Origin of the sequence: Pseudanabaena sp. CCNP1317 (assembly GCF_034931345.1) — a bacterium.
In the GTDB taxonomy this organism is placed as follows: domain Bacteria; phylum Cyanobacteriota; class Cyanobacteriia; order Pseudanabaenales; family Pseudanabaenaceae; genus Pseudanabaena; species Pseudanabaena galeata.
Map to the genome: position 1 here is coordinate 36,164 of NZ_JAYGIF010000106.1, position 15,304 is coordinate 51,467.

The following is a 15,304-nucleotide window of genomic DNA, read 5'->3' on the forward strand; positions in this document are numbered from 1 at the left end:
TAGTAGTAATAGATGAGGAAATAACTATGACTCTCACTCTTGACCTTCCACCAAATTTAGAAAGCTCGTTATTTCAAGCAGCTAATCAGCAAAGTCTTACTGTTGAAGAGTTTGTGATTCAAATGTTGATATCGGCTTTTATGCAGAAAGAGAAGCAAAAGAAAGCTGTAAGTTTATTAGAGTCTTGGTTAAGTGATGCTGATATTGAAGAACAAAAAACAACGGGTGCGTACTTGATTGAGGCGTTAGATCGAGATAGGTTATCCGATCGCTTGTTATTTCCTGATGAAATGAAAGGTAAGTCTTGGTGAAAAGGTCTATTTTTCTCGATTCTGGAGTCATCGGGCTGATTACCAATCCCAATCTGTCAGCAGAAGGTATAAGTTGTGCTAAGTGGCTTTTATCGCATATCAATAAAGGAATTCAAATTATTATTCCAGAAATTGTTGACTACGAAGTTCGGCGAGAGTTGTTGAGAGCGAATAAGGTTAAGGGGCTTGCAAGGTTAGATGAGTTGATTGATTCTTTGGAATATCTGCCAATTAATACGGAAGCGATGCGTCAAGCGGCAGTTTTTTGGGCGGAAGCGCGTCAAAAGGGACAACCAACGGCTTCGGATAAGACTATTGATGCGGATATGATTTTAGTTGCTCAGGTGGTTGTGATGGATGTTCAAAATAAGGTTATTGCGACAACTAATGTTGGTCATTTATCTCGTTTCGTGGCTGCTGATTTGTGGCAAAACATCTTGTAGCTTCGTGTTTTTGGGGAGCGTAGAGATCGCTAATCACAGCACTTTTTAGGCAAATATTAGATTGCAACTTATTAAATTGCGTGATTTCGTTGGCAGCGATCGCTGAGTATTATGGAAGTTTGTAGTAATGGTTAAGAAGGTCAAGCAGCCCAAACAGGCTAGAGAGGTTCTATCTCCTAGTAAGCAACCTCGAATAGCAGTAGATTCTAATAGTTATTAGCAGAAAAGACCTAGTTGGCGAGTTGCGAAGATGGAGTTTGTCGATCCTTTTGGCATATTCTAGATAAAAATTGTAGTATAGTATTTAGGTTAGTATGTAGAGGCGAAAATGACAGAGTTACTTACACCTCAATCTCTTTATGACCAAGATATTTTGCTTTGGGTCGAAGATACGGTCGCTAAGCTGAAAGCCCATGATTTTGCAAATTTAGATCTAGAAAATTTAATTGAAGAGGTTGAGTCTTTGGGAGTTTCGCAAAAAAAAGAGTTGCTGAATCGCTTAATCACTTTGTTGGAGCATTTACTGAAGCGGATTTATGTGCCTTTACCCAATGATTACAACGGATGGGAAAGAACAATTCGGAACCAACGCAAAAAGTTAGAGGCGTTATTAGTGGAAGTACCCAGTCTAAAGACAAGATGGAACATCAGTTTTAGTTCTGCTTGGAATATTGCGCTTAAAACTGTCAGGGCTGAATATTCAAAAGTAGAGTTCCCTGATTCGTGGCAATTTTCTTCGGATTTAGAACCAATGTTGGGCGATCGCTTTTGGCAAGAAGTCGAGTAATGAGGAGTATGGAGTTGATGCGATTCGGGAGAAGCTGGCAAATTTTGAGACGATGACTTGGCGGGAGATATTGCTGGATGCGAAGAAACAAAATCACAATGTTTCGGTGGATAAGTTAATCAAACTATCCAATTACATACTGAAATTTTGAATCAATCGCACAACGGGTTGCCGCCGTGAATTCTGCATTATCCAGTATAGCTTCATCTAGTCTATCTTTTGCTTGTCTAGCTAAATCTTGTAATTTTATATGTTTAGGTTGTGACGCAGCCAAGTCCACTAGATCGGCTAGTATTTTCAAGCCTGCTAAATGTTCAAATCTTTTTTCAACAATCGCTCTTTCTTTAGAATTTAGTCCAAGAGATTTAATTGCAATTTTTCCTCTTTGATTTCCATTAATTTCATAGGCAAACTCACCACGGAAGCCAATAAAATCACTAGGCTCCTCTTTTCCCATATCTATGAATAGAGGTTGTTCGTCATCAATACTGTGCGTATGATTAGTTGCTCGCTTAGTTGGATCTTGTAATGGAAATAAGTTTTGCTTATACCTTTGGTTGCAACCTGTACAGCAAAGGTAGAGATTGTCCCATTCGTAGGCAAGCCAATAGTAACCAGGGTACTGTAACGATTGTCGAGATCCTTGTTTGTATGCTCCTTTAGGACGAAAATGTTCAACATCTCCATCACTACCAATTTTGCTTTCACAAAAACAACACTTTTTATGCTGAGCTTTGATTAGTTCTTGTTTGACTGTTGGATGTCCATAGATGGAGGAGGCAAAATTAAACTTTTGAATTATCTTCTTTTCAGCTTGTGTCCTTTTTGTCCCTGTTTCATAGAGAGATGGATTTTGAGAATATAAGTTACAAAGCTCTTGTTGCTTTAGTTTGCCCTCTATTGCGAGTTTTTCTGGTGGCGTTTTGGGTTTATGAATCCGAATCATTCGACTGCCTCCGTCATAGGCTTTTCTAATAATTTGGCAGCACGGCGAATGATGTCCATTGCTTTGATATCTTCAGAAGTTTCTGCGGTAGGTAAAGTACCGATTTTCTCTTCTAATTCTTTCAATTCCTCTTTATCAGCTTTTGTAAGCTTTGATTTGGTGAGAATCTCTTGTCTACGATCTAGCAAAGGTTCAATTTTGGCAGGTCGTGCCGATGGCATTTCAAAAACACTGGTCAGAACTTGATCGACTCGCCAATTTTCAATAATTTCTAGATTGTTATCAATTACTACGCGATCGCCTTCTCGCCTTAACAAGACAATATTGGCATCCTGTGCAGCTTGCACTACTAGCGGACTATGGGCGGTAACAATAAATTGTGTATTCGGAAATCTCTCTGTCAGAAATTCCATAATTGTTCTTTGCCATTGTGGATGCATATGCAAGTCAATTTCATCAACTAACACAATTGCTGGTTCAGCAAGTGGATCTTCGCTATCAGGATAACGTTTAAATAGTCTCACTGCTAGATCAACCATCCAAGCGATTGTTGTCCGATATCCCAAACCTAAACTAGATAATTGCACCCATCCATAAGGTGTTAAAAATTTTGCTATTGGACGTTCTGTATCTTCATCTAGTTCAATACGAACATCCTCTACATCTGGCAAGATGCTTTTTAGTACCCCGATAATCTGGTTGTATTGTTTCTTTCGGCGAGCATGAGATTCAGCAGAAGTACGAATATCTTGTTCAGATCGCATAGATTTAATAGCATAATCAGTTTGTAGCAGCCATTCTTCTGCATTGATCAGTGTGGCATTATCCGAGAAAAGACTTACCGAATTATCATGAGATAGACTATCACTTAGAGATGTTTTTCCCATCCTACGAGTTGCTCCATAGCCGTAGCAAATTAAACCACATAGGTCTTTACGTTGTCCTTCGAGGGCATATCCCACAGTAGATTTATATGAATGTTCGATTGATTTTTCGCGATGATTTGATTTGATCTCTGAAAGAGTATTACCATTAACGATTTTCGTATAAATTATTGCTCCATTTGACTTTAATGATTCTAATTCCTGTAATGTATCAGCATCTTGATTTGCACTTAATCGGAAAGGAAAAGCAACATTTACGGACTTATCTAATATTAATTCCATACGATTCAGGCAACGTAGAAGCGTTGTCTTTCCGACTCCGTTATTACCTAAAATAACTGTCCACTGTGCAGGATTGCCATTACTATCACAAAGCTTAAGCTCTTGCTTCTCTTTAAAGCAAAGGACATTTTCTACTTCCAATGAGAGAAAGTATGCAGGAGGAGTCTCGCTGTTTGCTGCCGCAGATTTGCTGCCGCGTATATATTTCTTTGGCTGGTTGGTCATGACTTTTGAGTGAGAAAATCTGTGCGCGAACTAACTATTTAGTATTGGTATATTAACAGATTCGCGATCTGGAAGGAAATTAATGACTAAAAAGTTCGTGTTTTATTTAAATTGTTAGGCTTTAACAGTACTAAAGTGATACAAATTTGAGTTAATAACCAAAAAAACAGTATGAACATCTAAGAAGCGTATTATAACCCTCAAAAAAATACTTTTACTTTACGGATAACCATTTTTTTTAATGAATAATCCATACATGATTGTCCACAAACCTATGCCTCCCATAATAATGGCAAATGCATTCATACCTTGAATACCAATAACAATTACGTATATAGAAAGCAAAGGTGCCATAACGAAAAAGTAAACCCCATAGCAGATCAAGAAAAGTCGAGTAATCAAGGATAGATTTGGACTATGAATAGTATGAAAAAAATTTTCCCATAGAGACCTTTTTATTGATGGTTGATTGTTATTAGTAGGTATTGATGATTGGGAAGTAGCTATTGGTAGTTGAGCAGAAGGAACTATTATTGGGGCTGTATTTACAACAGATTTAGAAGGACGGAATTTTAAAATAGCATATATCATTCCGCGAATAGATAAGAAACACATAGCAATCATAAAAATAAAACTCATAAAAATACTCTTATACAAGAAAATGTTTACAACAAAAAAACCTATTATTGTTGGAAGAATAATGACTGACATGACAAATAAAACTTGAACAGGTGTTAATTTATAATTCCTAGCACTTTGCGATATTGAAGGAGAGATCGTGATTTGAGGGCTTGCTGTTGGCTGGATAGGAGAATTAGCTGTTAATAATTGAGAAATAGTTTGTGAGTTAGGTAAAGTCGGAACTTGTGAATTAGTAACTGTACTACTCTGGAGAGAAGCTATTTGAGATTGTTGCGTACCAGACATATTAGAAGGAAAAAATGGTTTTAATACTGGCTTCCCAACAGCATTACCGATCGCCGTAGGTTTCAGATGTTGCCCCGAACTAATCCCACCCAACGCAGGAAACGGATCGCGTCCCCCTAACTTCGCAGCCCTCTCACACCAAGGACAAACACCCAAATGTCCACTGTAATAATGCTGACCATTTACCCCACACCTCACCAAACCATCCTCAGCCACACCCAACGCCTTACTCCAAACATCCGCCGTAGGACGAGCCGCAGGATTGCTATGCCCCTGCTCAAAACAAAGCAGAAAAAGCTCCTGCAAAGCCACAGGTAACATCTGAAAAGAAGGAGCCAAAGGCATCGGATTATAAGGAATCCCGCGCCGACCATGAGGGAAATGTCCCGCCTTAATCCGTTCCTTTAACTCAGGCGGCTCACCCTGCCCCCTAAACACCCCACCAAAAGGATGCGTTCCCTCCATCAACAACTGATAAATCAACACCCCCAACCCAAACAGATCATGCTCCACCGAGCGATCGACATCCCGAAAGCTCACACCCTGTAACTCAGGCGGCGTATACTCAGGCTTACCCACCGTACAGCGATAAACCGTAGTTCCATCATTTACCTGAAACGAATCCGTATCCACCAAAGTCACGATCGCATCTTCGGCAACCAACACATTCGACTCATTCACATCCCCAATCACATATCCCCGCGAATGCACCGATCGCACCGCCCGCGCCAAATTTCTCGCAGTCCGCAACAATGAGACATAGCTAAATGTAGGACTTTCTTTACGGCGCTCAGAAGGATTGTAATATTGGAAAATTGGCTTTGCCTTGCTCGTATCCAGCTTTGGCATCAAAAAGCCCACCACCAGACCCAAATCCGTCACCAACTCAGTCGCCCAAGCGATGGATACCCGTCCCTCTTTTGCCAAAGGATCGACAGGCGGATTCGCAACCATAAACGCCAACTTTCGCGCATAGTCCCCATGCGGCTGATGATAAACCTTCGCCACCAGTTCAGAATTAATCTGCACCGTATAGATATTCGCCTCGCCACCCGATCCAATCGGTGACTTTAAGAAAATGTAACTTTTATCCATGTTGTTTTTACCAAATACTCTCAGGTAATTAGGTCAGCAAAAGAAACCTGTAAATGCCCAGATCCCCGACTTTTTCTAGGCAAGCAAAGACAATTTGCAAATTTACAAAAAAAGTCGGGGATCTTATATCTTTGCTTTTTAAGTTTTCTTATGCCTAGCTACTTAACGCTAACGCAACTATATCTCCCAGAATTTCGCCACTTCCTTTCATGAGACCAAAAGCAGAACGTTGATTTTGAATTGGCTCAACCTCATCAACATTGGGAAAATCTTCATCAATATCTTCCAGAGTTGCTAATAATTGCAGTAAAGCCCCTTTCTTGAATGGCTCAATAATTAGCCGATCGCCATCTTTACGAATCACCACATCATTACTAGGCATTTCAAAGGCATGAGGGATATTCAGAGTTTGATTGCGACCATTATGAAACAGCCGAACTTGATATTGCATAACCATATCTACTTACAGTAAAAACTCATTTTTAAGTATAGCTCTATTAACTTGGTAATGCAGTCAGCATCAAATATTAAAAATTTGTGCTGGTGTTAACTTCAATTCAGGAAACAGAAACGACTTAATCACCTCATCACCTCGATAAACTATTTCTTCATACAGCCCATCTACGAGCAGTAAAACCGTTACTTTGCGATCGCTAAAATCAATAATCCAATATTCAGGAATCTCGATCGCATTGTATTCTGCGCGTTTCTTGCGATAGTCAATATTGCGCGTACTATCACTAACGATCTCCACAACTAATAAAGGAACCGAATCCGTTAATACCGCTTCCCGAAATCGCATATCTTGCCATTGATCCGATGTAATCACCACCACATCAGGAACTCGACAAGTGATTTTCCCTCTAACTTGTCCCGTTTGTACCGCTATCAAATCCTGCTTAGAAATCAATGGCAACTGCAAACGTTGAATCTCAAAACGGAAAGAATCATTGACAAATTCACTCATGCCACCATGAAGTCCCGTTGGTTGTGCCATTGCCACTAACTCTCCATTAACTAACTCATAGCGCGTATCAGTTCCATCATCGTAAGCAAGATATTCCGCAAGTGACAGCAAAGGACTGGCAACAATCATGACTGAATCCTCCTAAAACGATAAGTTAACAGCGCATATTCACTCATTTTATAACAACTCGCTTGGTAATGCAGCCAGCAGCAAAGTCAAATCATCATCAGTGCGATCGCAAACTCTAGGCGATCGCAAAAATCCTGTTAACTCCTGATGCGCCACATCTAAGTCTTTCGCCTCAGCAATGAACTTAAATAGCGGTGCAAAAAATGGCGCATGAGCCACACCTTCAGGCATTTGCAAAGCCAACATTTGCAACCCATCCGAAAACATCGCTAACTGGGCAGGTTTCCCTTCCCATAAACAAATCTGAGCAGAATCAATGCCATTGGGTGAAGTCAAAAATGTGGCTAAATCTAGGGATTCCTCAATGGGAGGACTAGTTAAAGCGATCGCCGTTCCCTTCTGATTAGCAACCACAATCGCTCCATCGCCCACCTGAATCGCTGCCACAATCTCAGGAGTTGCTACTACGATTAACAAAGTCGTTGATAGCTCACGCACATTCACCTGACGCGATTCTGCTTCAGTTTGAATAGCCACTAAAGCATCTTCTAAACCACTGTTAAGCAGCACTTTCCATCCTTCATCATTATCAGGAATTGATGACTCCGCTATTTTAGAAGCAATTTCCTTCACCGCCGTTTGCACCGCCAGCAAAGATCCCACCTCCGAGAGCGAGACAGATCCCGCCCCATCCGCAACACCCGCAACTAAAATGCGATCGCCTACCACTTGCCAAAAATGAGCATCCTGACAGGGCAAATCCCGCTTTTGATGACTAGTTCCTTCAAGAGAAACCGCTACCACTGACCATTGATCAGGATTTTCTGAATTACAGGAATTATCAAGATTCATCAAACTGACATCCAATCTGTAGGAGGTGCTAAAGGAACTTGCTCATCGGGCTTAGAATGAGAAACGCGCTGCATACTTGCCGATAGCCACACAAACATCTCGCGGAAACTTAATCCCTTGAGCTTAATCGGCGATCGCACAGACATCGTTTGCAACTGATTCATATCCGCACCTTCCACACCCACCGCAAAAAAGGCAACCCGTTTGTTTGTCTCTTCTTCCTTCACCCGTTGCGCCGCCTGAGTCAAAAGATAGGCATCCTCGCCATAGGGCGCACCATCGGTAATCAAAAACACCCAAGGACGATAGTAAGTAATGCCATTATCCTTATACTCGCGCTTACGGGATTGCAACAAATCAAGAGCTTTGTTAATACCCGCAGCCGTATAGGTCAAACCCTGCGCTGTCAAAGTTGGAGCTTGAAAATGCTCAGCCGTAGCAAAATCATGCTCCACGCGCACCGTCGAATCAAAAGCAACGATCGCCACTTCCACCCGTTTACTCGCCAAATTGTCCTGCAACAGATCATCCCGAAAAGTTTGCAACCCTGCATTCAAAGCTGCAATTTTTTCCCCACCCATCGATCCAGAAGTGTCTAAAAGCAACACACAAGGGCAGCGTGGCTCTGGATTTTCCGCAAATTCGATTGCATCAAGAGTCATAGCACCGAAATAAAGCTAAAGTATCTATAATTAAACCATATTTAGTTGCTGATGACTGTCGGATGGACTAGGAATGCGAGCGTTTAGTATAAATCTATTCACTAGATCTATTAATTTTTAATGGAAGTAACCCTTAATCAACATGTGGAATATGACTATCAAAAAACCTGTGTTGCCATTATTGAGAGAGGTTTGCTGCCAGTGAGAAAGTCGTGGAGAGGCTTCGCAATCCCCGCATTGGTGAGCTAGTACCGCAGGTCTGCAAAGGCTGGTGGGAAGAACAAGTGCTGATCCTGTCCTGCATGGATTCGTTCCTGATCTCGAACCCAATCCTTTAATCGAACGTCAGTTCGACGAAAGCAAAAAATGGTAAGAATCGCTAAGCGATTCTTACCATTTTTTGCCATTTGCGGCGTGCGAAGCACGCCGCAAATGGCTATATCGAACTCACGTTGAATTAGTGCAAGTAAGTAGGATATTTTTATTTGAAAAGCTATAATAATGATAATCATTCTTGAAAACCATTTAAGAATTGCCTAGATCCCCCCAGCCCCCCTTAAAAAGAGGGGGGAGAATTAAATTCTTCCCCCTTTTTAAGGAGGATTGAGGGGGATCTCTTAGAGCTTTTGACTGTAGAAAGTAATTCTTAAATGGTTTCTTATATATTAAAAACCAAAAGTCTATGACCACAAACTTCTCTCCAATTCCTGTCACAGTTTTAACAGGCTATCTCGGTGCAGGTAAAACTACTCTGCTTAATCGCATTCTCACCCATGAGCATGGCAAGAAAGTTGCGGTGATTGTCAATGAGTTTGGTGAGGTGGGTATTGATCACAAATTAGTGGTCAATGCCGATGAAGAAATCTTCGAGATGAATAATGGTTGTATTTGCTGCACTGTACGCGGTGATTTGATTCGGATTATTACCAACCTAATGCGCCGCCGCGATAAGTTTGATCATCTAGTCATTGAAACTACTGGACTCGCTGACCCTGCCCCCGTAATTCAGACCTTCTTTGTTGATGAGGATGTGAGCGCCAAGACCAAATTGGATGCTGTAGTGACAGTGGTTGATGCTAAGCATATTGCCCAACATTGGGATGCGGAAGAAGCTCAGGAACAAATTGCTTTTGCCGATATCATTTTACTAAACAAAACTGATTTAGTAAGTGAATCAGAACTATTAGCACTAGAACAACGCATTAAGTCAATGAACTTAATGTGTAAAATCTACCGTACTCAAAACTCAGAAATTGAGATGGATGCAGTTTTAGGCGTTGGTGCATTTCAGCTAGATCGAGCCTTGCAAATCGATCCTGAATTTCTTGGCGAAGATGCCCACGAACATGACGACACGGTAAAATCTGTGGCGATCGTGGAAGCAGGGGAACTCTATTTGCCTAAAGTCAATGCTTGGATTAGTGAACTATTGCGTGAACAGGGAGTAGATATCTTCAGGATGAAAGGTATTCTCAATATCAAAGGAATTGATGAACGATTTGTGTTTCAGGGTGTGCATATGCTGTTTGATGGTACTCGCGATCGCCTATGGCAACCTAACGAACCTCGCCAAAATGAACTTGTATTTATCGGGCGGAACCTTGATCAAGCCAAGCTAAAATCAGATTTTCTTGCCTGTATGCATTGAGCTAGTTATACAAAAACACAAAATGGCATAACCATTTTGTGTTTTTAACGTGAGTTCGATATAGCCATTTGCGGCGTGCGAAGCACGCCGCAAATGGCAAAAAGCCTTAAAAGCTTTGATTTACAAAGCTTTTAAGGCTTTTCTTATGGATCGTAAGTATCGAAAGTGTTAATTCGCGATCGCTAAAGTTTTCTTTAACTCCGTATATGACAATATAAGTATTAACAACAATTAAGTAGCTAGGTCTGGGAAAACGTAAAAAGTACAGGTTAAAATTACCGACTTTTTTGTGAACTTACAAATTGCCTTTGCTTGCTTAAAAAATCTGTGCAATTACAGGTTTTTAATGTCTACTTAATATGCAATCTCAAGAATCTAACTCGTGCCTCTTGATATCAACCGTTTACAACAAGCCTTAAGTATCGAGGCTGAAAAAGGCTTTTCCAATTTACAGGGAAAGCAATTTTTGTTTGCAGATTTTTTGAATGTGAGCTTAAAAGAAATCCCTGAAGACTGGGAAATGAGCGATCGCCTCCAAGCCCAAACCCTTGCCAAACAATATGCTCAATATAGTGATTTGCCCTTATCGCGAAGACAACACCTAGTAGCTGAAACCCGTCGCTTGCTCTACGAAGTGCGTCGCCGTGAAATAGCAGAAACCAACGCCGCACCCAAGATTAAGAAACCCAAGACTGAGGCAATCGCTGCGACCGAACCCAAAGCCACTAAAAAAATATTGCCTGATACCGAGTTGAAAAGCCTTGAAGGTATTGGCTCATTTATGGCGACAAAGTTTAAGCTTCTCGATTTGCATACGGTACGTGATGTTCTTAGTTATTATCCTCGCGATCACATTGACTATGCTCGCCAGATTCCCATTCGCGAACTGAAAGATGGTGATACAGTCACCGTAATCGGCACAATTAAAAAATTCGGATGTTTTACTAGTCCCAAAAATCCCAATCTCACGATTGTGGAAATTATTTTACGTGACCATACGGGGCAGATAAAACTTAGCCGCTTCTGGACTGGCAAACGCTACTCCAATCGTGGTTGGCAAGAATCACAGAAAAAACTTTATCCTCAAGGCTGTACAGTTGCGGCTTCAGGGGTGGTCAAACAGAGCAAATATGGTTTGACGTTAGAGAATTATGAAGTGGAAGTTCTCGAACATACTCAAGATACAATCCAGTCCAAAACTGTCGGGCGCGTCGTACCAGTTTATCCACTTACAGAGGGCATCACACCCGAAGCCATTCGTCGCCTTGTGGCGCAATGTTTACCCGCAGTATCACAGATTTCCGATCCGATGCCCGATCGCTTTCTTAATGATTACAAAATGATGCCTTTAGCACAGGCGATCGCCCAAGTGCATTATCCAGATACCAGCGAAACATTAGAACAAGCTGTAATTCGACTCACCTTTGATAAATATTTCTACCGTCGCCTTGTTTCTCTCTATCGTCGTCATCAGCAAAAAGCAATTCATTTTGTACCCCAAAGCCAAGCGATCGCTCAACTGGAAAAGATTCTGCCCTTTGAGTTAACTAATGCTCAAAAGCGAGTTGTTGCTGAAATTCGGGCTGATTTGCAAGGTCAAACACCGATGAACCGTTTAGTGCAAGGCGATGTCGGTTCAGGTAAAACGATTGTGGCGGTGTATGCATTGTTAACGGCGATCGAGGCTGGCTACCAAACTGCACTGATGGCTCCAACGGAAGTTCTCACCGAGCAGCATTACCGCAAGATTGTGGAATGGTTTATGCAGCTAAATCTACCTGTAGAAATTTTGACTGGTTCCACAAAGACGGCAAAACGTCGTGAAACTTTACGACAATTAGAAACAGGTGAATTACCTTTAGTCATTGGAACCCACGCTCTAATTCAGGATGGCGTAAACTTTGCGCGATTAGGACTAGCGGTCATCGATGAGCAACATCGTTTTGGTAGAGATCAGCGATCGCGGCTTTTGCAAAAAGGCAATGATCCCCATGTATTGATCATGACTGCTACGCCAATTCCCCGCACTTTATATCTTACTAATTCTGAAATTGAAGTTAGTATCATCGATGAGCTTCCCCCTGGACGTAAACCGATTCAAACTGTCTTACTGAAACCCTCACAACGCAAAGACGCTTATGATTTAATCCGTCGTGAAATAGCTCAAGATCGTCAAGCTTATATTGTCTTTCCTCTGGTGGAAGAGTCCGAGAAAATGGAAGATATTAAAGCTGCAACCCAAGAACGTGAGCATCTCCAAAATGTAGTTTTTCCCAACTTCCAAATTGGCTTACTTCATGGTCAAATGTCTTCGGCAGAAAAAGATGAAGCGATTAATACTTTCCGTAGAGGTGAAACTCAAATTCTGGTTGCGACAACGGTGATTGAAGTCGGTGTGGATATTCCGAACGCTTCAGTCATGCTCATCGAACATGCCGATCGCTTTGGGCTTGCTCAACTTCATCAATTACGAGGTCGAGTCGGACGTGGCGCGGCTCAGTCCTATTGTCTATTACTAAGCGGCTCTAAATCTCAGACATCACAAGAGCGTTTACAAGTTCTTGAGCAGTCGCAGGATGGATTTTTTATTGCTGAGCGTGATTTCCAGATGCGCGGTAAAGGTAAAGATGAGGGAACAGAACAATCTGGACATGCAGGTTTCTCGATTGAGGATCGGTTGCCTGATGAGGCTGCGCGTCAAGAGATTTTCCAAATAGCCCGTGAAGCGGCGGAAAGGATTATCAAAAAAGATGCCACGTTGGAGCATTTTCCTGCGTTGAAAGCAGAATTTGAGATGCATTATCAACGATTACAAGGCGGCGCAATTTTCACATAAAAGTGGGATTCGTGAACAGGCAAAGTAAAGCTTATGAAGCGATCACTTGCATAAAAGGTTAAAAATTTACTAGCTCTATTGTAAAGATGATCATTGGAATGTCATGCTTTACTTGGGTAATGTCGTAACGCACTTTTGACGTTCCATATCGCCGATCATGCTTTCTGATAATTCTGGCATTCCAAAAGTTGCATAGATGGGATAGAGACTTCCTGAGCCTGAGTCTCTAGCGGCAATTATGTTGGGACGATCACGCCAGAAAAATCCTTTCCCGCCGTCATATCGCAATTCTTGATTGAGAACGACTCCAATTTTCATGTCGAGGTTTCCATTAGCATCTTGGGTGACGACACAGGTTCCACCTTTGGCTGTGGATGGAAATACATAGAAGTATCTGCCTCCTGTATACCAAGCTCCTAAGAATTTGGCGGCATTAGGGTTACGGGCTTTCCATTCATTCTGAAATTTGCGGCGTTGATCGGCTTGGTTGCCGCGCAGTTTGACTAGGCTTTCTGGGTTGCCACGCAATTTGTTTTCAAATGATTTGAATTCATTGTTGGTGGGATATTTGGCGATCGTGTCTGTTGGAATAGAAGGAATGGCTCTATCATTATTTCTAGATGAATTTTGAGGTGGAAGTGTAGTACATCCAAACTGTCGTAATTTTTCAGGTCTGAAAGGCTCTAATAGCCGAGGGAATGCAAAAGCAAAAAAACTATTCTCTTCAGAAACTTTAGCAAGTGCAGCTAGGATATTGATCCTACCGTTTTTAGTATTTGCAACTTGTTGTAAGACTACAAACTTTTCACCATTTTCAGTTTCGACAAGTAACTTGTTTCCTGAGATTTTCCCAATACCAAATGTGTGTGTGTATACAGTTCTAATCCCAGAAGAATCTCTTACATCGTCACCAAAACTAGTAATAACGCAGGATTTACCTTTAGTACTAGATGGATAAATACTTACCATACTTCTTTCATAGCCTTGCCACTGTCCCAAAAAAGGCGCAAGACTGGGATCGAGAGTACTCCAATCATTTCTAAATTGTGTAATTTGCTCTATTTTATATCTACTTCTGTTGTCTATATAGTAATGTAATTGCCTCAAAATATATTTTGAAGGTTGTATGGATTCAATTTCTTGATCGGATAAATATCCATTGGAGTGCGAATTGCTAACTTGAGAAGGCAAAGATGCAGTACAGCCTGCGTCAGAAAACTGCTGAAGAACTTGCTTGTTTTGAACTGTATTAGCAAGTGGTAAAGATGTAATAGGTCTTAGTGGATCTGAGAAAGCACTTTGAAGGCGAATATTTTGCTTGCCTTGCTCAACACTAGCGATGCCCAAATAGTTGCCATTTCTAATTAAAGTTCCTCCTGAACTCAGAAAATTATTATTCCAACCATTTGGTTTTAACTGCAAATAGCCATTAGAGATAGATGCAATAGCAAAGAAAGCGTCAAGTTTGCCTGATGGTCTACTTGGCAAAGTAAAAACAACACACGCACGACCTTTAGAAGAAGAAGGATAAATCATAAAATCTGATACCGTCTTGTTCCAACTACCAAGAAAAGGTGCTACTTCTGGATCAACTTTTGACCAATCTCTAACAAAAGCATCAAGCTGTCGGCTTCGTTCACCTAGACCAAATTGTCTAGAACGCTGCACAGATGGAATAACATTTCGTTCAAATTCTTGAGCAAGTCTTCTAACTTCCTCCGTAGTGGGATATCTGTCAGTATTACTAGCGATCGCCCCCGACCAATTCCCCACACCAAACGATACAGAAGCAGCGACTAAGCCAACTAGCAGATTTCTTGAATTAAACATAATGTGAACTTCTTTGAGATTTGTGATGATGTGTTAGCGGTTGAACCGAACTTGAGAAGGTAGAGAGGCGGTACAACCAAATTTAGCAAGTCTACTGCTCCTAACTTCCCGTAATAGTTTCCGATTTACAACTTCACTAGATATAGTTTTGCTATCGTAAACACCAAAAATGGCAAGGAAATCAATGCTTTTTCCTGATTTTATAGTCCCTCTTTCTTTGAGTATAACTTGTTTGCCCCGTTCCCCATCCATTAATAGTTTATTGCCTGAAACTTTACCTAAACTAAATTCATTTATAGTTCGGACTCCAACCCTATCGCTAATATAATAAGTTGATACCAAACACACCTGACCCTTAGTGGTGCAGAAAACTCAGGAGAGTCTCAAGATGAGACAATGGTAATACGAGCAAATTCGATACGAAAATCTAACTTTTCGCGTTTGGCAATAGAAGCACAGGCAGGTGGAGGATTAGTTCTA

General features: G+C 41.2%; 13 protein-coding genes. 5 read left to right on the plus strand and 8 right to left on the minus strand.

Features of this window, described 5'->3' with window-relative positions; genetic code table 11:
- Window positions 1-26: 26 nt before the first annotated feature.
- The 3 genes from VB775_RS19425 to VB775_RS19435 all read left to right on the plus strand — a co-directional run bounded on the left by VB775_RS19425 (window position 27) and on the right by VB775_RS19435 (window position 1,541).
- The gene (locus tag VB775_RS19425; RefSeq protein ID WP_281008164.1) at window positions 27-311 is read left to right on the plus strand and encodes a hypothetical protein; all 285 of its coding nucleotides are present in this window, start codon (window positions 27-29) and stop codon (window positions 309-311) included.
- On the plus strand, window positions 308-754 hold the full coding sequence (locus VB775_RS19430; RefSeq protein WP_281008165.1) for a nuclease: 447 nt from the start codon (window positions 308-310) through the stop codon (window positions 752-754). Before VB775_RS19425 ends, VB775_RS19430 begins: the two co-directional genes overlap by 4 nt.
- Before the next feature lie 328 nt (window positions 755-1,082).
- Window positions 1,083-1,541, plus strand: coding sequence for a DUF29 domain-containing protein (locus tag VB775_RS19435; protein WP_281008166.1), 459 nt, complete (start codon window positions 1,083-1,085; stop codon window positions 1,539-1,541).
- Between the two features lie 124 nt (window positions 1,542-1,665).
- Here the strand turns inward: VB775_RS19435 and VB775_RS19440 are convergent, their stop codons facing one another.
- The 7 genes from VB775_RS19440 to VB775_RS19470 all read right to left on the minus strand — a co-directional run bounded on the left by VB775_RS19440 (window position 1,666) and on the right by VB775_RS19470 (window position 8,510).
- Complete coding sequence (locus VB775_RS19440; protein ID WP_281008167.1) at window positions 1,666-2,487, minus strand: hypothetical protein; 822 nt, start codon at window positions 2,485-2,487, stop codon at window positions 1,666-1,668.
- Window positions 2,484-3,878, minus strand: a complete 1,395-nt coding sequence (locus VB775_RS19445; RefSeq protein WP_281008168.1) for an AAA family ATPase — start codon at window positions 3,876-3,878, stop codon at window positions 2,484-2,486. The genes VB775_RS19440 and VB775_RS19445 overlap by 4 nt, the downstream gene beginning before the upstream one ends.
- A 219-nt stretch (window positions 3,879-4,097) precedes the next feature.
- Window positions 4,098-5,900, minus strand: coding sequence for a helix-hairpin-helix domain-containing protein (locus tag VB775_RS19450; protein WP_281008169.1), 1,803 nt, complete (start codon window positions 5,898-5,900; stop codon window positions 4,098-4,100).
- A gap of 154 nt (window positions 5,901-6,054) precedes the next feature.
- Window positions 6,055-6,351, minus strand: a complete 297-nt coding sequence (locus VB775_RS19455; RefSeq protein WP_281008170.1) for an antitoxin — start codon at window positions 6,349-6,351, stop codon at window positions 6,055-6,057.
- 69 nt (window positions 6,352-6,420) lie between these two features.
- Window positions 6,421-6,996, minus strand: coding sequence for a Uma2 family endonuclease (locus VB775_RS19460; RefSeq protein WP_281008171.1), 576 nt, complete (start codon window positions 6,994-6,996; stop codon window positions 6,421-6,423).
- Between the two features lie 48 nt (window positions 6,997-7,044).
- The gene (locus tag VB775_RS19465; protein ID WP_281008172.1) at window positions 7,045-7,848 is read right to left on the minus strand and encodes a PP2C family serine/threonine-protein phosphatase; all 804 of its coding nucleotides are present in this window, start codon (window positions 7,846-7,848) and stop codon (window positions 7,045-7,047) included.
- Window positions 7,848-8,510 carry a vWA domain-containing protein gene (locus VB775_RS19470; protein WP_281008173.1) on the minus strand — a complete coding sequence of 221 codons (663 nt, stop codon included), beginning with the start codon at window positions 8,508-8,510 and terminating at the stop codon, window positions 7,848-7,850. The genes VB775_RS19465 and VB775_RS19470 overlap by 1 nt, the downstream gene beginning before the upstream one ends.
- Window positions 8,511-9,192: 682 nt before the next feature.
- Between VB775_RS19470 and VB775_RS19475 the strand changes: the two genes are divergently transcribed.
- Window positions 9,193-10,158, plus strand: coding sequence for a CobW family GTP-binding protein (locus VB775_RS19475; protein ID WP_281008174.1), 966 nt, complete (start codon window positions 9,193-9,195; stop codon window positions 10,156-10,158).
- 382 nt (window positions 10,159-10,540) lie between these two features.
- The gene (recG, locus tag VB775_RS19480) at window positions 10,541-12,994 is read left to right on the plus strand and encodes an ATP-dependent DNA helicase RecG (RefSeq protein ID WP_281008175.1); all 2,454 of its coding nucleotides are present in this window, start codon (window positions 10,541-10,543) and stop codon (window positions 12,992-12,994) included.
- Window positions 12,995-13,102: 108 nt separating this feature from the next.
- Here recG and VB775_RS19485 read toward each other — a convergent pair whose 3' ends face one another.
- Window positions 13,103-14,824 carry a hypothetical protein gene (locus VB775_RS19485; RefSeq protein WP_281008176.1) on the minus strand — a complete coding sequence of 574 codons (1,722 nt, stop codon included), beginning with the start codon at window positions 14,822-14,824 and terminating at the stop codon, window positions 13,103-13,105.
- Between the last annotated feature and the right edge of the window lie 480 nt (window positions 14,825-15,304).